13 protein-coding genes and 2 tRNA genes are annotated in these 17,882 nt (G+C 44.9%); all 15 read left to right on the forward strand.

All coding sequences use genetic code 11. The features are described 5' to 3' along the window. Positions 1–98: 98 nt before the first annotated feature. Positions 99–2,006, forward strand: coding sequence for an ATP-dependent zinc metalloprotease FtsH (gene ftsH / locus ACZ5O6_RS01855; protein ID WP_447092291.1), 1,908 nt, complete (start codon positions 99–101; stop codon positions 2,004–2,006). Positions 2,007–2,102: 96 nt separating this feature from the next. After that, on the forward strand, positions 2,103–2,957 hold the full coding sequence (gene folP / locus ACZ5O6_RS01860) for a dihydropteroate synthase (protein ID WP_447092238.1): 855 nt from the start codon (positions 2,103–2,105) through the stop codon (positions 2,955–2,957). A gap of 141 nt (positions 2,958–3,098) precedes the next feature. Beyond that, the gene (glmM, locus tag ACZ5O6_RS01865) at positions 3,099–4,436 is read left to right on the forward strand and encodes a phosphoglucosamine mutase (RefSeq protein WP_447092239.1); all 1,338 of its coding nucleotides are present in this window, start codon (positions 3,099–3,101) and stop codon (positions 4,434–4,436) included. A 162-nt stretch (positions 4,437–4,598) separates the two neighbouring features. Beyond that, positions 4,599–5,342, forward strand: coding sequence for a triose-phosphate isomerase (gene tpiA, locus ACZ5O6_RS01870; protein WP_447092240.1), 744 nt, complete (start codon positions 4,599–4,601; stop codon positions 5,340–5,342). A 38-nt stretch (positions 5,343–5,380) separates the two neighbouring features. After that, a complete protein-coding gene (gene secG / locus ACZ5O6_RS01875; protein ID WP_447092241.1) occupies positions 5,381–5,773 on the forward strand; it encodes a preprotein translocase subunit SecG in 393 nt (130 codons plus the stop codon). Positions 5,774–5,827: 54 nt separating this feature from the next. Beyond that, a tRNA-Leu gene (locus tag ACZ5O6_RS01880) sits at positions 5,828–5,912 on the forward strand. A 163-nt stretch (positions 5,913–6,075) separates the two neighbouring features. Then, positions 6,076–6,152: transfer RNA gene (locus ACZ5O6_RS01885), tRNA-Met, on the forward strand. 286 nt (positions 6,153–6,438) lie between these two features. After that, positions 6,439–6,996, forward strand: a complete 558-nt coding sequence (locus ACZ5O6_RS01890; RefSeq protein ID WP_447092242.1) for a ribosome maturation factor RimP — start codon at positions 6,439–6,441, stop codon at positions 6,994–6,996. Between the two features lie 58 nt (positions 6,997–7,054). Continuing rightward, positions 7,055–8,554 carry a transcription termination factor NusA gene (gene nusA, locus ACZ5O6_RS01895; RefSeq protein ID WP_447092243.1) on the forward strand — a complete coding sequence of 500 codons (1,500 nt, stop codon included), beginning with the start codon at positions 7,055–7,057 and terminating at the stop codon, positions 8,552–8,554. 17 nt (positions 8,555–8,571) lie between these two features. Next, a complete protein-coding gene (gene infB / locus ACZ5O6_RS01900) occupies positions 8,572–11,247 on the forward strand; it encodes a translation initiation factor IF-2 (protein ID WP_447092244.1) in 2,676 nt (891 codons plus the stop codon). A 6-nt stretch (positions 11,248–11,253) separates the two neighbouring features. Continuing rightward, positions 11,254–11,649 carry a 30S ribosome-binding factor RbfA gene (rbfA, locus tag ACZ5O6_RS01905; RefSeq protein ID WP_447092245.1) on the forward strand — a complete coding sequence of 132 codons (396 nt, stop codon included), beginning with the start codon at positions 11,254–11,256 and terminating at the stop codon, positions 11,647–11,649. Between the two features lie 17 nt (positions 11,650–11,666). Next, positions 11,667–12,608: a tRNA pseudouridine(55) synthase TruB gene (gene truB, locus ACZ5O6_RS01910; protein ID WP_447092246.1), complete on the forward strand. Its 942-nt coding sequence runs from the start codon at positions 11,667–11,669 to the stop codon at positions 12,606–12,608. Positions 12,609–12,764: 156 nt separating this feature from the next. Then, positions 12,765–13,034 (forward strand): 30S ribosomal protein S15, encoded by a 270-nt coding sequence (rpsO, locus tag ACZ5O6_RS01915; RefSeq protein ID WP_447092247.1) that lies wholly within the window; start codon positions 12,765–12,767, stop codon positions 13,032–13,034. Between the two features lie 201 nt (positions 13,035–13,235). Beyond that, positions 13,236–15,503 carry a polyribonucleotide nucleotidyltransferase gene (gene pnp / locus ACZ5O6_RS01920; RefSeq protein ID WP_447092248.1) on the forward strand — a complete coding sequence of 756 codons (2,268 nt, stop codon included), beginning with the start codon at positions 13,236–13,238 and terminating at the stop codon, positions 15,501–15,503. A 275-nt stretch (positions 15,504–15,778) separates the two neighbouring features. Then, positions 15,779–17,872 (forward strand): di-heme-cytochrome C peroxidase, encoded by a 2,094-nt coding sequence (locus ACZ5O6_RS01925; RefSeq protein ID WP_447092249.1) that lies wholly within the window; start codon positions 15,779–15,781, stop codon positions 17,870–17,872. Positions 17,873–17,882: the final 10 nt, after the last annotated feature.

The following is a 17,882-nucleotide window of genomic DNA, read 5'->3' on the forward strand; positions in this document are numbered from 1 at the left end:
TAGTTTAGAGTGCTAGATTAATTGGGTTAAATAAATAGGTCCGTGTGACCCGCCCCTGTGTGGCGAAAGTATAATTTGAGGATAGTCTTTTGAACGATATGGCAAAAAACCTTGTGTTGTGGCTGGTTATTGCAGCTGTTATTTTGGCAGTGATGCAGGGGTTTGATAAACCCAGTCAAGATACGTTGTTGGATTATTCCGATTTCGTTACAGAAGTTCAAAATGGACGGGTGAGTGAGGTCTCAATCGATGGACTCACCATCAAAGGTAAAACCGTCAACGGCAAAGAATTTCGTACCGTTCGTCCGCAGGTGCGTGATGATAAGTTGATGGACGATTTGTTGAATAACCGTGTAGCAGTAAAGGCGCCAGAGCCTCAAGAGGCTAGCCTGTGGCGTCAATTGCTCGTGGCGAGCTTTCCCATACTCATTATTATTGCCGTGTTTATGTTTTTTATGCGCCAGATGCAAGGCGGTGTTGGTGGTAAGGGTGGGCCAATGAGCTTTGGTAAAAGCAAGGCGCGCTTACTTGGTGAAGATCAAATTAATGTCGGTTTCGCTGATGTAGCGGGTGTTGATGAGGCAAAAGAAGAGGTGCAAGAGCTTGTCGACTTCCTGAAAGACCCCGGTAAATTTCAGCGCTTAGGCGGCAAAATTCCTCGTGGTGTGCTTATGGCGGGGCAGCCGGGTACGGGTAAGACCTTGCTTGCCAGGGCTATTGCTGGCGAGGCCAAAGTGCCGTTCTTTTCAATATCGGGTTCAGACTTTGTCGAAATGTTTGTGGGTGTTGGTGCTTCTCGTGTGCGTGACATGTTCGAACAAGCCAAAAAGCATTCGCCGTGTATTATATTTATTGATGAGATTGATGCGGTTGGTCGCCACCGTGGAGGCGGTCATGGCGGTGGTAATGATGAGCGTGAGCAAACGCTTAACCAATTGCTTGTCGAAATGGATGGTTTTGAAGCTAATGATGGCGTTATTGTCATCGCGGCCACTAACCGCCCCGACGTATTAGATAAGGCGCTGATGCGCCCCGGCCGTTTTGATCGACAAGTACATGTGGGGTTGCCGGATATTCGTGGACGCGAACAAATCCTGAAAGTACATATGCGCAAAGTTCCCTTGTCTGACAAGGTTGATGCTTCTATTGTAGCGAGAGGAACGCCCGGTTTTTCTGGTGCTGATCTAGCGAACTTGGTTAACGAAGCCGCATTATTTGCCGCTAGAGCTAATCGCCGTTTAGTCACTAACGAAGAATTTGAGAAAGCACGCGATAAAATTTTGATGGGTGCTGAGCGCCGTAATATGGCTATGAGCGAGAAAGAAAAAGAAAATACGGCTTATCACGAAGCGGGTCACGCTATTGTTGGTCGTCTTGTTCCTGAGCATGATCCAGTACACAAGGTAACGATTATTCCTCGTGGTCGTGCTTTGGGTGTGACGCAATTTCTGCCAGAAGAAGATAAATACAGTCTGAGTAAGCGTGCGCTTGAGTCGCAGCTGTGCTCTCTATTTGGTGGGCGTATTGCTGAAGAGCTAACACTAGGTTTTGAAGGGGTGACCACCGGCGCATCCAACGATATTGAGAGAGCTACCCAATTAGCCAATAACATGGTGACGAAGTGGGGCTTATCAGAAAAGCTAGGGCCGCTACATTATGGTGAAGATGATTCCGGTATGCCGGGTGCAGGTAATGTGAACTATTCTGGCGCTACTTCAAAGTCTATTGATGAAGAGGTAAGGCGTATAGTTGATGAAACCTATGCGACGGCCAAGAAATTATTGGAAGATAATCGCGATATTCTAGAGTCAATGAAAGATGCATTGATGGAATATGAAACAATTGATTCTGAGCAGGTCGATGACCTCATGGCTCGTCGTAAAGTGCGACCTCCTAGAGACTGGCACAATAACGACGACTCGCCGAATGATGATGGCGCGGCGGCAAGCGGATCTTCCGATGGTGCTTCTGATAAGCCGATAGGTGGTCCTGCAAACGAGGTATAAAACACCCTGTCTTACAAAAAGCCTTCGTTGATACGAAGGCTTTTTTAGTTATAGCCTTAATATCTACTCCTTTACTCTATAAAGTATTATTTGTTTATGTTCTCAGTCCATCCTAAATTGCAACTTGAGCAGCCTCGTTTGATGGCGATTATTAATGCAACGCCCGATTCATTCTCTGATGGTGGCGCACTCTATAAAAACCAAAAGGTAGATCGTGAAGCGACGCTGTTGCGCTTAGAGCAGGTGGTGAATGAAGGTGCGGATATTATTGACATCGGCGGCGAGTCAACCCGTCCAGGAGCCGAGCCTGTTAGCGTGCAAGAAGAGATGGATCGAGTGCTGCCAGTGGTGGAGTGGGCGCTGGCAGAGACAGACTTGGCAGTGTCTATTGATACGAGTTCGCCTGAGCTTATACGGGCAGCGGCAGCAGTGGGGGCGCACATGATTAACGATGTGCGCGCATTATCACGTGCTGGTGCAATTGATGCGGTAGTCGAGTCTCAATTGCCTGTGTGCTTGATGCATATGCAGGGGGCTCCGCGCTCTATGCAGCAGTCACCGAGTTATCAGGCGGTCGTAGATGACGTAGCTACTTACTTAGAGAGTCGAATAGCGGCGTGCGTTGATGCCGGTATAGCGTTGAGTAAACTCTGCATTGATCCAGGCTTTGGGTTCGGTAAGACGCTGAAGCATAACTTATTGTTACTCGCTTATTTAGAAAAATTGAGCCGTTTAGGTTGTCCTGTATTAGTAGGGCTATCGCGAAAGTCGATGATTGATCATTTGTTGGGCCGTGATGTTGGTGAGCGTTTGTACGCTAGCTTGGCTTTGGGTTTAATGTCGCTCGAGCGCGGTGCTGCCATATTAAGAGTGCATGATGTTCGTGCGACGCGTGACATTATTGACAGTTTTATTGCAGTGACCGATTGCGCTTCTTTGTCAGAAGTATAAAATAGCGACTTTTCTTTTTGATCGATTTTTATCCACTTTTTGTGTTGTTAATTGTTGATGGATTGTTTTTCGGCGTGCTGCTGAAAATATCTGTGAGTGTATCTATTAATTAAGTGAGTTGTTGAGTAGGGAGTAAGTTGGTTGTCTAGACAGTATTTTGGTACGGATGGTATTCGAGGGCGTGTGGGAGAACATCCTGTCACTCCAGATTTTATGTTGAAGCTGGGATGGGCGGCTGGTCGCGTGCTATCTAAAGAGGCTGATAGTGCCAAGCTTATTTTGATTGGCAAGGATACGCGTGTTTCCGGTTATATGTTTGAGTCTGCGCTGGAAGCGGGGTTGATCAATGCGGGTGTCGATGTTGGACTTTTGGGTCCTATGCCAACACCGGCTATCGCTTATTTGACGCAGGCTTTTCGGGCGCAAGCGGGTATTGTCATTAGCGCTTCTCATAATCCTTATTATGATAATGGCATTAAGTTTTTCTGTAGTAAGGGCGCTAAATTGCCTGATTCTGTAGAAGCGGCAATAGAAGCCGAACTTGCCAATGTCATGACAAGCGCTGAGCATCTAGGTAAGGCAAGGCGGATTAATGATGCTGTGGGTCGTTACGTTGAGTTTTGCAAAGGTACGATTCCACGCAGTATGAATCTGTCTAATTTGAAGGTGGTTCTTGATTGCGCTAATGGGGCGACTTACCAAGTAGCGCCGAGTGTTTTTCGTGAATTGGGCGCTACGGTTGATGTTATTCATGCTGAGCCAGATGGGTTCAACATTAATGAAAGTTGTGGTTCAACGGTGCCGGAAAAATTGCAGGCGCGAGTTAAAGAGATTGATGCGGATTTAGGTATTGCTTTCGATGGCGATGGAGATCGTGTTGTTTTTGTTGATGGCAATGGTGAAATCGTTGATGGTGATGAGTTGCTTTACATTATTTCTAGTGCATGCCACAAAGAGCAAGGGTGTAATGGCGTAGTCGGTACTTTGATGTCCAACTATGGTCTTGAGTTGGCGTTTAAAAAGCTCGGCATTCCTTTTGTGCGTGCCAATGTAGGTGATCGCCATGTTATCCAAAAAATGAAAGAGCATAATTGGTCTTTGGGTGGCGAGTCGTCTGGCCATATTATTTGTAGTGATGTGACTACCACTGGTGACGGCATTATTTCTGCTTTGCAGGTTGTCTATGCGTTAGGTATTTTAGATGCTCCGCTCGCTGATGCTAAGCACGGTATGCACAAGATGCCACAAAAAATGATCAATGTTCGTATTAAGCAAAAAGTTGATCTTAGCCAGATTGATGAAATTCAGGTGGCTATTTCTAATGCAGAACAGCAGCTTGCGGATAAGGGGCGAGTATTGTTGCGCCCGTCAGGTACCGAGCCGCTCATTCGCGTCATGGTTGAGGGAGAGGACCAGGTATTAGTTGGCCGTTTGGCAAAAGAGTTGGCCGACGTGGTTAGTGAGTCTTTATCAGCATAAATTTCCAATGTTGTGTTTGCCATTCGTTGATGCCCTTATTCGTAGGGCTTGCGCTTGATCTTGTAACTTGTAAGCAAGTCAGATACTATTGCGCGCCGCGCTGGGTAGTGAATCTATAGGTGCGGGCTATAAATTATTTTGAGTGGTTTTAAAAGGTATATCATGCGTCATCCCTTAGTGATTGGTAACTGGAAAATGAATGGTTCCGCAGGAGCTAACGGTCAGTTATTAAACGCGCTGATGGAGCAGTTCTCTGCCGCGGAGGTAGATGCGCATTGTGTGATATGTGCTCCTTTTGTTTACATTGCTCAACTAAGAGAATTTGCTGGTGTAAGTTCTGTATTGCAGGTGGGTGCACAGGATGTCAGTGTGCATCTTAATGGTGCATATACCGGTGAAATATCGGCGTCTATGCTGGCTGATATGGGATGTAGTCACGTGATTATTGGTCACTCAGAGCGTAGGGAGTATCATCAAGAAAGTAGTTTGTTGGTAGCCCAAAAAGCACTGGCACTACTCCAGCATAACTTAACGCCGGTGATCTGCGTTGGTGAGACCTTGGAGCAGCGACAGTCTGAGCAAGCGTTTAGTGTCATTGGTGAGCAGCTTCTCGCAGTAAAGAACGTATTGGGCGATAAAGGTTTATCTCGTTGCGTTATTGCCTATGAGCCAGTTTGGGCTATTGGCACTGGTTTAACGGCAACGCCAGAGCAGGCTCAGGCGGTGCATCAATTTATTCGCGAGCAGTTGGGCGATGCTGCTAATAGTGTGAGTGTGTTATATGGCGGCAGCGTAAAGCCTGATAATGCAAAAACTTTATTCGAACAGCCAGACATTGACGGTGCTTTGGTTGGCGGTGCATCACTTAAGGCAAAAGATTTTTTCGATATAGTATCAGCGTTTTAATAGTGGCGGTCTAAACTAAATTTAGTAAGGTAAAAGTAATGGAAACAATAGTTACAGTCATACACTTGCTGGTTGCTTTGGCAATCATCGGTTTGATTTTAATGCAGCAGGGTAAAGGTGCGGAAGCTGGTGCTTCATTTGGTGGTGGCGCTTCTCAAACTGTTTTTGGTAGTCAGGGCGGAAGTAATTTTTTCGCTAAAGCTACCGCGGTATTGGCCTTTGTTTTTTTTGCGACGAGTTTTGGTTTGGCGGTTATTGCCAAAGAAAATACACAGGTTGGCACTGTTGATGGCATTCCTTCGGCGGCTGAGCAAGTGCAAGAGTCAGAAATTCCTTTTGCTGCCGAAAATGCTGTGGAAGAAAGTGAATTGCCGGCGGTTTCAGTTGAAGAGCCGGTAGTGGAAGAATTAGAGCCTGCGGTTCAGCAATAACAGCTGCTTTGCTTGTCGTATTATGTGGTCGATTTCGGCCTTAATCAGAATTATGCCCAAGTGGTGGAATTGGTAGACACGCTATCTTGAGGGGGTAGTGGCGTAAGCCGTGCCGGTTCAAGTCCGGCCTTGGGCACCATCTTTAACTAAACGTTTAATAACTTGATATTTAACGTTTTTTATCTTGACCAAAGCGAGGGGCGTCCTTATAATGCGCACCCTTGATTGAGCAATCAATCATTAGTTTTTTGAAGTTTAGTAAAACTTCTTGTTTAAAAAGTAATTGTTACTTTTTATGTCGGTGCGGGGTGGAGCAGCATGGTAGCTCGTCGGGCTCATAACCCGAAGGTCGTTGGTTCAAATCCAGCCCCCGCTACCAATTACGTTTGTTTAAATCTAAGTGTTTATACAGGCGCGAGGGGAATCCCTTTTCACAGTATTATATCTTTTAGCTTAATGGCTGATAGATAATGTAGAAGCCCCTTATTGGGGTTTTTTTATATCTATTTTTTGGTGCGGGCATTAGATTCCTTACTATTAATAGTTAAAAGCTGTGTCATATGTTGTTAACAGTTTTCTTGCAAAGTGGGCCTCGTGCCCATTTTTTGTTTTTGAAATATGCATAGTGCAACCTGTGTTGCCATTTTGATAGGTTTAGGTTTTTCATGTCGTCAGTACAAGATAAATTGACAGCGCTTATTGAGCCAGTCGTTACTGCCTTGGGTTGCGAACTGTGGGGCTTGGAATATTTAACGCAGGGTCGGCAAGCGACGTTACGTATCTATATTGAAAAGAGTATTGAAAAAAAATGTTCGCAAGAGGTTTCTGATAGCGATGACGGTGCTACAGCGAAAAGTAGCAATGAAGTAGCGCCTTCTCAGTCGTCACAAAAAGATTCGGGTGTAGGTTTGCATGATTGTGAAAAAGTTAGTCGCCAAGTGAGCAGCGTATTAGATGTTGAAGATCCTATCGCAAGCCATTATACGCTGGAAGTCTCATCTCCTGGTATGGATAGACCTTTATTTTGTTTGGCGCATTATGAGCGTTCAGTGGGTGAGAAGGTATCAATAAAATTAAGTCGAAAGTTTGAAGAACGTAAAAATTTTTCTGGCATTATTGCTGGCGTTGAAGATAACGATGTCGTATTACGTGTTGATGAAGAAGAATATTTATTACCAGTTGAGTTAATTGATAAAGCGAATATTATTCCTACGTTCGAGTGAAGTAGAAATAATATTTATCTATTAAATTTTTTGTGATGTGTAGTTAAGAGGCACAACCATGGGCAAAGAAATACTGTTAGTTGCTGAAGCGGTTTCCAATGAGAAAGGTGTTGATGCAGAAATTATTTTTGAGGCATTAGAGCTGGCTTTGGCCACTGCTACTAAAAAGCGCTATGACGAAGACTCTACGATAGATGTGATTATCGATCGAAAAACGGGTGAGTATGAAACGTTTCGTAGTTGGGAAGTGGTCGATGATGATACGTTGGCCTTGCTGGGTACGCAGTTCACCACAGAAGAAGCGATAGAGCAAAATCCGGATCTTAAGCCGGGTGATGTTCATAAAGAACAAGTCGAAAATGTTGACTTTGGCCGTATTGCGGCGCAAACGGCAAAGCAAGTTATCGTGCAAAAAGTGCGTGAAGCTGAGCGTGAACAAGTTGTCGAAGAGTATCGAGATAGAATTGGCGATTTGATTAGCGGCACGGTTAAGAAAGTGACTCGCGATAATATTATCGTTGATTTAGGGAATAACGCTGAAGGTTTATTGCCTCGTGAAGAGCTTGTCGGTCGTGAAATTTACCGTATGGGTGACCGCATTAGAGCCATGCTGATGGAAGTGCGCAGTGAAATGCGAGGTCCGCAACTTTATTTAAGCCGTGCTAGCGCAGAGATGCTGGTTGAGCTGTTTCGTATCGAAGTGCCAGAAATTGCTGAGGAAATCATTGAGTTAAAAGGTGCTGCTCGAGATCCGGGTTCGCGGGCTAAAATTGCAGTGAACACGAATGATGGCAGAATCGATCCAGTGGGTGCTTGCGTAGGTATGCGCGGTGCGCGTGTACAAGCAGTGTCTAATGAGCTTGCAAACGAACGTATTGATATTATTTTATGGGATGATAATCCAGCGCAGTTTGTTATTAATGCAATGGCGCCAGCCGAAATAGAATCCATTGTTGTTGACGAGGAAACCGCTTCGATGGATGTAGCTGTTGCTGAAGATAATCTCGCAATGGCTATTGGTCGAGGTGGCCAGAATGTACGTTTAGCATCAGAGCTGACCGGCTGGGAAGTCAATGTCATGAGCATTGAGCAGTGGGAAGAAAAACAGCAAGAAGAAGCGGGCGGCCAAATGGAGTTGTTCATGGAGTCGCTGGATGTCGATGAAGATATTGCTGGTGTTCTTGTTGAAGAAGGTTTCACTAGTCTTGAAGAAGTTGCTTACGTTCCTTTAGAAGAGATGCTTGCGATTGATGGTTTTGATGAAGATATTGCTAATGAGCTACGTTCTAGAGCGAAAGATGCGTTGCTAACAAAAGCGTTAGCGTCAGAAGAGGAGCTTGAGGGCGCTGAGCCCGCAGAAGATTTGTTAACAATGGAGGGCATGGATAATGTTCTTGCTGCAGTGTTAGCAAAGCGTGGTGTTGTGACGATGGAAGATTTAGCCGAGCAGGCGATCGATGAGCTTATTGATATCGATGGTATGACAGAAGAGCGTGCAGCGGCACTAATTATGAAGGCACGTGAGCCCTGGTTCGCTTCAAGTGAAACCAGCGAGTAATTGATTGAGGAAATAAAATGGCAGATGTAACAGTTAGTGATCTCGCTAAATTGGTCGGCGCGTCCGTTGATCGATTGCTCGGGCAGATGAAAGATGCGGGTCTATCCCACGAGTCTGCAGACGCACTAGTGTCTGACGATGAGAAAAAAGTGTTGTTGGCTTATTTAAAAACAAGTCATGGCGAAGAAACCGCTGCACCAAAAAAAATCACACTTAAGCGAAAAACAACAAGCACGCTTAAAACAGGTACCGGTTCCAGCCGCAAAACAGTGAACGTAGAAGTGCGTAAAAAGCGCACTTATGTCAAACGTGATGAAGAAGCTGCCGACAACGAAGGTGTTGATGCACCGGTGGATGAGGTGCTTGAGGTTGAGGCCGAAGCAGAGGTAGTGCAAGAAGAGGTTGTAGTTGAGCCTGAAGTTGTCGAGGCACCTAGCGAAGAAATAGAAGAAACTATTGCAGACGAGCCTGAGAAAAAGGTAGAAGAGGTAAAAACTGTACGCTCGGTTCTGGTTGATGATATCGAACTGAAGCGACAGGCAGCATCCGCTGCACGCCGCCGTGCGGATGAAGAGTCAAAGACGCGTAACCAAGAATTACTAGCTAAAAAAGCGGCTGAAAAAACTAAGCAGCAACAGCAGAAAAAAGACGAAGATCCTAAGCAAAAGCAAGCGGCTATTGAGGCTCAAGCACTTAAGGCTCAACAAGAAGAAGAGAAAGGTAAGCATGGCCGTAAAAAAGAAAAAGGCGATGCTGGATTTTCTGAAGAAGCGCCACGTAAAAAAGTGGTACGTAATAAGGGACTTGGACCTAAGAAATCGGGTAGTAAAGTCGATTTGTCACGATTGTCTGATGATTATGAAGATGAAAGCGTTATGCGTCGCCGTGTTCGCTCATCTAAATCTAATAGTCACGGATTCAAAAAGCCGACCGTTAAAATGATTCATGAAGTACAAATTCCAGAAATGATCACCATTCCTGATCTTGCACAGCGCATGAATATTAAGGCGTCGCTGTTGATTAAAGAACTCATAAAAATGGGTGTTATGGCAACGATTAATGAGCCTATTGATCAGGAATCTGCTCAGTTAGTGGTTGAAGAGCTTGGTCACACACCAGTATTGGTTAGCGGTAATGCCGTCGAAGAAAAGCTGGTAGAAGATTTAGAAACCTTGGGTGATCAAGTATCTCGTGCGCCGGTTGTTACCGTTATGGGTCACGTTGACCACGGAAAAACGTCGTTACTAGACTATATTCGTAAAGCAAAAGTAGCTGCAGGTGAAGCAGGCGGTATTACGCAGCATATTGGTGCGTATCGTGTGCAGACCGAACAGGGCGAAATTACCTTTTTAGATACTCCGGGCCACGCAGCATTTACTGCTATGCGTGCGCGTGGGGCGCAATGTACCGATGTTGTTATCTTAGTTGTTGCGGCGGATGATGGTGTCATGCCGCAAACAGAAGAAGCTATTCTTCATGCGAAGGCTGCTGGAGTGCCTCTCGTTGTTGCCGTCAATAAGTGCGATAAAGAAAGTGCCGATCCTGATCGTGTGAAAAATGAGTTAGTTGCTAAAGGCGTTATTCCTGATGACTGGGGCGGTGATACGCAATTTGTGAACGTGTCGGCTCATACCGGTGAAGGTATCGATAAGCTACTTGAATGCGTGTCGCTACAGGCTGAACTGCAAGAGCTAACAGCGGTTAAAGATGCAGCGGGTAAAGGTGTTGTTGTCGAATCGCGAGTCGATAAAGGACGCGGTGTTGTTGCTACAGTACTTATTCAGCACGGTACATTAAAACGTGGTGATATTTTACTGGCGGGTCAGAGTTTTGGCCGAGTTAGAGCAATGACAAATGAGTTAGGTAAATCTGTTACCGAAGCCGGCCCATCAACACCTGTTGAGTTGTTAGGATTAGATTCTCCACCAAACGCAGGTGATGAGTTTGTTGTTGTACCTGACGAGCGACGTGCTCGAGAAGTTGCAGAGCATCGTGCTGAGCGTGAAAGAGAAGATAAGCTCAAGCGACATCAAGCCGCTAAGCTAGAAAATATGTTTGCCAGTGTTGGCGAAGGTGAGAAGAAAGTACTGACTGTTGTGGTTAAAACGGATGTGCGTGGTTCGCTAGAAGCGATTCTTGCCGCATTGGCCGATATTGGTAACGAGGAAGTGCAGGTTAATGTTATTTCTTCTGGTGTTGGTGGTATCACGGGCAATGATATTAACTTGGCGCTCACTACTAATGCCATTGTTATTGGCTTTAACGTGCGTGCCGATGGTACTGCCCGAAAACTAGCCGAAGCAGAAAGCATAGAAATTCGTTATTACAGCATTATTTATCAATTGTTGGATGATGTGAAGAATGCTCTAGAAGGCATGTTGTCACCTGAGTTACGCGAAGAGATCGTTGGTATTGCGGATGTTCGTGAAGTCTTTAGTTCGCCGAAATTTGGTCAAATTGCGGGGTCTATGGTGACAGAAGGAACCATTTATCGTAACGAACCTATTCGTGTACTGCGAGATAGCGTTGTGATTTATCAAGGTGAACTTGAGTCACTGCGTCGCTTTAAAGATGACGTGAATGAAGTCCGTAACGGGATGGAGTGTGGTATCGGCGTTAAAGACTACGATGTAAAAGTAGGTGACCAAATCGAAGTCTATAAAGTGACAGAAGTTAAGCGCGAGTTGGCGTAAGTTATTATGGCAAGAGAGTTTTCACGCACCGACCGTATTGCAGATGCTATCCAGCGCATTTTAGCGACGGCTATTAGTCAGGAAGTCGGTGATCCGCGTGTTGGTATGGTTAATATTAATGATGTGACTGTTACTCGAGACATGGCTCACGCCAAAATTTACGTAACTTTCGTTGGACGTGATTCCGAAGATGAAAGCTTGAAAGCTGCTGCTGTGCTCAATAATGCGGCAGGTTTTCTCCGTGGTATAGTGGCTAAAGAATTAGATATTCGAGTGACGCCTAAGCTGCGCTTTGTGTATGACAAAACGTCTGTCAAAGGCCAGCAACTTTCTAGCCTTATCGATCAAGCAATTGCAGAAGATGCGACCCACGGTGATTCAACTCCTTCGGATACGCAGTAAGTTAAGGGTGTAATAACGTGGGAAGACGGCCAAAATGGGGACGCCCAATTGATGGTGTTCTGTTACTTAATAAAAGTACAGGCATGACATCAAATGACGCTCTTCAGCAAGCAAAGCGTCTCTTTTTCGCCAATAGAGCGGGCCATACGGGGAGTTTAGATCCCCTAGCTACCGGTGTGCTGCCTATTTGCTTCGGAGAAGCGACGAAATTCTCTCAGTACTTGCTAGATGCTGATAAGCGCTACAGTAGTACATTTCGCCTAGGTGTTAAAACTGAAACCGGAGACTGTGACGGAAGTGTCGTTGGCACTCAAGATGCTCGGCAAATAACACAAGAGCAGATTGATGCTTGTATTCCCCGCTTCACTGGTAAAATCAGTCAAATCCCCTCAATGTACTCTGCCCTTAAGCACCAAGGTAAACCGCTCTATAAATGGGCTAGAGAAGGTGTAGTTATTCCCCGTGAGCCTCGACAGGTCACAATTTATGACTATCGCGTAACTGCTTGCCGTTTAGGTTGTGAGCAAGTGGAAGTTGACGTAGAGGTGCATTGCAGTAAAGGAACGTATATTCGTTCTTTGGCTGAAGATTTGGGTGAAATGTTAGGGGTTGGTGCTCACGTGTCACGCTTGCATCGGCGCTCAGCAGGCCCTTTTAATGAAGAAGATAGTATTTCCCTCGACGCTTTAACAGCATTGCGAGGTGAAAGTGAAGCAGAATCCTTAGATCATTTATTGCTGCCCACCGATTCGCCGGTACAAAATATTCCCCAAGTATCCATCTCGGATGAAATGGGTGACTACTTCCGTCAAGGGCAGGGAGTGATGAGCACGCAAGCCTACCGTTCTGCTGAAGAAGGTGGTATTGTGCGCGTCTGTAGTGATAGTGGTGATTTTTTGGGTATTGCGGAATTGACAGAAGGTCAATTAGCACCCAAAAGAGTAGTCGTTAAACGCTAACGCGTCAGTATTTGACCTACCTGTAAATATGCACGGGTAGGCCATAAATAGAGAAATAAGTGGGGTCAGATACACATTTTGTTGTATTTAAAATGTACAAAATGTGTATCTGACCTCACTTATTTCTCTGCATATTAAACTAAAGAGGAAAGTATTATGGCACTAAGTGCAGAAGAAAAAGCAGCTATTGTTAAAGACAATCAAATTGAAGCGGGTGATACCGGTTCTCCAGAGGTACAGGTTGCCTTGTTGACTGCCAATATTAACAAGCTACAAGAACATTTTTCTGATCATAAACAAGATCACCACTCACGTCGTGGTCTTATTCGTATGGTAAATCAGCGACGCAAGTTACTGGATTATTTGAAAAGCAAAAATGTTGAGCGTTATTCAGGCTTAATTAAAAAGCTAGGCTTACGCCGTTAAGCAATACCCAAAAGTGCCCGCTGTTGCGGGCACTTTTATTTTATAATTTCAGGTGTTTTCTCGTTCTTCGTATGTGATGTAGGGATTTAATGGAATAAATGGAGTCACGACTCTGACCCCATTTATTCCATTAAATCCTTGTCATTCAACCGATAATGAAAAACATACAACTAAAAGACTGTAAATAGAAAGGATAAATTTGTGAATCCAGTAACTAAATCATTCCAGTTCGGTAACGACACCGTTACTTTAGAAACCGGCCGTGTGGCTCGTCAAGCAACAGGTGCTGTTCTTGTCAGCATCGGTAAAACCCAAGTATTGTGTACTGTTGTTGGTGCAAAGCAAGCCGTTGAAGGTCAAGGCTTCTTTCCACTATCGGTACATTATGTAGAGAAAGCCTATGCAGCAGGTAAAATTCCTGGCGGTTTCTTTAAGCGTGAAGCACGCCCTAGTGAAAAAGAAACGTTAACGTCACGATTAATTGATCGACCTATTCGCCCGCTATTCCCTAATGGCTTCATGAACGAGGTGCAGGTTGTGTGTATGGTTGTTTCTGCAGAGACGGACGTTGATCCTGATATTGCAGCAATGATTGGTACATCTGCGGCATTATCTGTATCAGGCATTCCATTTAACGGCCCTATTGGTGGCGCACGTGTAGGCTATACCCAAGAATCTGGCTACATTCTTAACCCAACCTATAGCGCTCTAGCAAATTCTGAATTGGATATGGTTGTTGCTGGTACACAAGACGCTGTACTAATGGTTGAATCAGAAGCGAGCGAGTTACCTGAAGATATTATGTTAGGAGCGGTATTATTTGCCCATCAAGAATATCAAGCAGTTGTGCAAGCGGTTGCTGATTTAGCGAAAGAAGCGGGTAAGCCACGTTGGGAATGGGCCGCCGAAGAAGAAAATGTGCAGCTTAATACATCGATTAAAGAGCAGTTTGGTGAAGGTATTGCTGACGCTTACCGCACCACTGATAAGATGGAGCGTTACGCTAAATTAGGTGAGTTGCGTGATGCGGCGGTCGAAGCATTAGCTAATGAAGACTTAGCCGCTGATGCAATTAAATCAGCCTTTAGTAAGTTAGAGAAACAAACGGTACGTAAGAGTGTCGTTGCTGGTGAGCCACGTATTGATGGCCGTGATACCAAAACAGTTCGTGGTATTGATGTGGAAGTGGGTGTGTTAAACAAAGCACACGGCTCTTCATTATTCACCCGTGGTGAAACACAAGCCATTGTTGTCGCAACGTTGGGCAATGCTCGTGATGCACAAATTATCGATGCCCTTGAAGGTGAGCGTCGTGATCCATTTATGCTTCACTATAACTTCCCTTCGTACTCTGTGGGTGAGTGTGGTCGTATGGGTTCAACCAGCCGTCGTGAAATTGGTCATGGTCGCTTGGCTCGTCGCGGTGTTGCTGCGGTATTACCGAATCAAGAAGATTTTCCTTACACGATTCGTGTTGTGAGTGAAATTACTGAGTCAAATGGCTCAAGCTCAATGGCTTCAGTGTGTGGTGCCAGCTTGGCGATGATGGATGCGGGTGTTCCTCTTAAGGCACCTGTAGCAGGCATCGCAATGGGTCTTGTGAAAGAAGAAAGTGGTTTCGCTGTATTGACCGACATTTTAGGTGATGAAGATCACTTAGGTGATATGGACTTTAAAGTGGCCGGTACTGCCGAAGGTATTACTGCACTTCAAATGGACATTAAAATTGAAGGCATTACTGAAGAAATTATGGAAATTGCTTTAGGGCAAGCTCTGCAAGCACGTTTACATATTCTTGCGGAAATGAACAAAGTGATTGCTGAATCACGTAAAGAAGTGTCTGACAATGCGCCTCGTTTTGAAACGATCAAAGTCGATCCTGATAAAATCCGTGACATCATCGGTAAAGGTGGTGCAACTATTCGCTCAATTACCGAAGAAACGGGTGCATCTGTTGATATCGATGACAACGGTGTAGTTAAAGTTTATGCAGCAGATAGTGGTGCACTTGAAGCGGCGATGAACAAAATTGGTGAGATTACTGCAGAAGCAGAAATTGGTGCAATCTACGAAGGTGTGGTTGCACGCATTGTTGATTTTGGTGCGTTTGTTACTTTCCTACCCGGCAAAGACGGTCTTGTGCATATTTCGCAAATCGCAGAAGAGCGTGTGAATGCGGTATCGGATTACTTAACTGAAGGCCAAACGATCAAAGTGAAATGTTTGGACGTTGACCAGCGTGGTCGTATTAAGTTATCGATTAAAGAAGCGAATGCAGAGCTAAATGCTAATGCAGAGGAGTCGGCCGCTGAAGAACCTACTTCGGAAGCAGCGCAAGCGGAAACCGGTGCTGAAGCACCTGCACAAGATAGTGCCGGTGATGCGACGGGTGATTTAACGCCAAATGCAACTATCGACTTGTCGTCAGAAGCGAATGCCTCTGAAGATAAAGCCTCAGAAAAAGCGTAAGCATTTGCTGCTGATGTAATATTACTCAGTCGCATTGAAAATACAAAAAAGCCGAGATTTTTCTCGGCTTTTTTGTGCGTGATTTATTCTTAATACACGATCAAAATATTCAGCTTTTTCTTACATCGCATCGGCTAGGACGCTTATGGCGTCGTATTAGTCATAGCGATAACATTACGTAGATTAAGCTATTGTGATTCATAGTAGCGCTTGTTAGACTCGCCGCAGTTGTAGCGCCAAAAATTCTAAAAACAATTGTCAGAGGGAAAATTGTCATGGCTACTTTATTTCAGCGTCTCTTCGCTGCTATTTTTTATTGCCTCAAAAATATAAAACTACTCCTTGTTATCATCGTTGTGTTGATGATCGCGGCTTTAATCGTGGGAAAAATCTATCAGGGTTGGGATGATGATCCCGATCGTGGTGGTATTCCTATTGAGAACGGTTTGTTTGGCGAGAGCTATTCAACGCCGGTGTATTTGGATCAGGGGTGGTCGGCTAACGATAGTCTTTGGTATTACAACACGACACAAGGCTCCGCCTTATTGCCCTACGATTTTTTCTTAGCGCTAGAACAAGAAAATAGCGACACTTTATTTCGTGACAATCAAAATATGGATCGCTATCGCTACTTACCGCAAAAACCGACCTTTTTTAATCCCGATGGCTTAGTGGTTGGTTTTGTGAAGGAAACTTATCAAGGCAAAGATTATATGGGCTATACCTGTGCAGCTTGCCACACAGGTCAGGTGAATTACCAAGGCAAAGCCATTCGTATTGATGGTGGCCCCGCCATGGCTGATATGGTCGGTTTTTTAACCGGTTTAGAAAAGTCGATGCAAGCTACCTTAACGGATGAAGATAAAAAACAACGTTTTGTTGAAAAAGTGGTTAGCCTGAATAACGACTACAGCAACGAGCAAGATGTAATGGCTAGTCTAGCCGAGTGGACGCGGACAGTAAGGCTATATAATACGGTTAATCATAGCCATATTGATTATGGTTATGCGCGTTTAGATGCTTTCGGCCGTATCTACAATCGTGTGCTACAGCATATGATTAACAAGTCGCAATTAGCGACGGCGATGAAATTAGCTCTCTCCCCGACAGGCACTCGTATTCTCACTGATCAGCAAATTGATACAGTGTTAGAGGGCGTTGGCGAAAACATTATTTTAGATAAAGAATTTGGTTTAGTGCTTGAGCGTTTAGCGTCTAGTGACGCCGGTTATCCCGGTCTCAATCAGCGTAACCTGTTGCGTGTACGCAACCAAATATTTAACGAAGCAGATGCGCCAGCGAGTTATCCTTTCTTATGGGATGTTGCGCAATCCGATTATGTGCAATGGAACGGTGTTGCTAATAATGCTGGCGTCGGTCCCTTAGGTCGTAACACCGGTGAAGTAATCGGTGTGTTTGGTATTCTTGATTGGACGTCTCGTGAAAAGGACGGCTTTAGCTTAGCCGCAACATTAACTGGCCAAGAAAATTTGAGTGAGCAAATCGATTTTAAATCGTCAATCGACCTAACAAACTTGCGCCGTTTGGAATCACATCTAAAAAGCCTTAAATCGCCGGTATGGCCGGAAGAGATTCTTGGTGCTATCGACAGAGAAAAAGCAGAGCGTGGGCAAGTCATCTACTCGCAGTATTGCCAATCTTGTCACGAAGTGGTTGAGCGTAATAATTGGGATCGTGTGATTGTTGCTCAAATGTCGGATGTTGAGTTTATTGGCACAGACAAAGCACTCGCTGAAAACGGTATCAGTTATAAAGGCAAATCTGGTCACTTAAAGCATACCCTGCAAGATGTGGGTGTAGGTAAGGTGTTTATTGGTGAAGATGCGCCGGTCATTCAGACGTTAACCTCTACAACTAAAGGTGTTATTGCAACACCTGATAGCGATAAAATATTTGTTCGCCGTTGGTTAGATCGTATCTATGACATTGGCTCGTCGTTTTTTGAAAACAAAATGCCCGCGACTGTTAAAAATGGTAATTACAATGCGGATACCACCTCGTCACCTTATGCCTCTTTATATGCTTATAAAGCGCGTGCATTAAATGGCATTTGGGCGACAGCCCCGTATTTACACAATGGTTCAGTGCCGACGATGTATGACCTGTTAAAGCCGCAAGAAGAACGTCCGGCCACCTTTCTGGTGGGGAGTCGTGAATTTGATCCAGTTAAAATGGGCTTTCGTTCAGAGGGTTATGATGGATTTTCGTTTACCACGTTCCGCGTTGGTGATATGAATACCGGTCATGAATACGGTGCAGGTCGTACTCCACAACTTGATGGTACGGTGCTACCAGCACTCAGCGAAGCGCAACGTTGGGATTTAATTGAATACATCAAAACGCTATAAGTCTGAGGAT

It is taken from the genome of Eionea flava, assembly GCF_055393785.1.

Coding starts and splice junctions, on each gene's coding strand:
- tpiA (WP_447092240.1), top strand. CDS start 4,599: ATGCGTCATCCCTTAGTGATTGGTAACTGGAAAATGAATGGTTCCGCA.
- ACZ5O6_RS01925 (WP_447092249.1), top strand. CDS start 15,779: ATGGCTACTTTATTTCAGCGTCTCTTCGCTGCTATTTTTTATTGCCTC.
- rpsO (WP_447092247.1), top strand. CDS start 12,765: ATGGCACTAAGTGCAGAAGAAAAAGCAGCTATTGTTAAAGACAATCAA.
- infB (WP_447092244.1), top strand. CDS start 8,572: ATGGCAGATGTAACAGTTAGTGATCTCGCTAAATTGGTCGGCGCGTCC.
- nusA (WP_447092243.1), top strand. CDS start 7,055: ATGGGCAAAGAAATACTGTTAGTTGCTGAAGCGGTTTCCAATGAGAAA.
- rbfA (WP_447092245.1), top strand. CDS start 11,254: ATGGCAAGAGAGTTTTCACGCACCGACCGTATTGCAGATGCTATCCAG.
- ACZ5O6_RS01890 (WP_447092242.1), top strand. CDS start 6,439: ATGTCGTCAGTACAAGATAAATTGACAGCGCTTATTGAGCCAGTCGTT.
- folP (WP_447092238.1), top strand. CDS start 2,103: ATGTTCTCAGTCCATCCTAAATTGCAACTTGAGCAGCCTCGTTTGATG.
- ftsH (WP_447092291.1), top strand. CDS start 99: ATGGCAAAAAACCTTGTGTTGTGGCTGGTTATTGCAGCTGTTATTTTG.
- secG (WP_447092241.1), top strand. CDS start 5,381: ATGGAAACAATAGTTACAGTCATACACTTGCTGGTTGCTTTGGCAATC.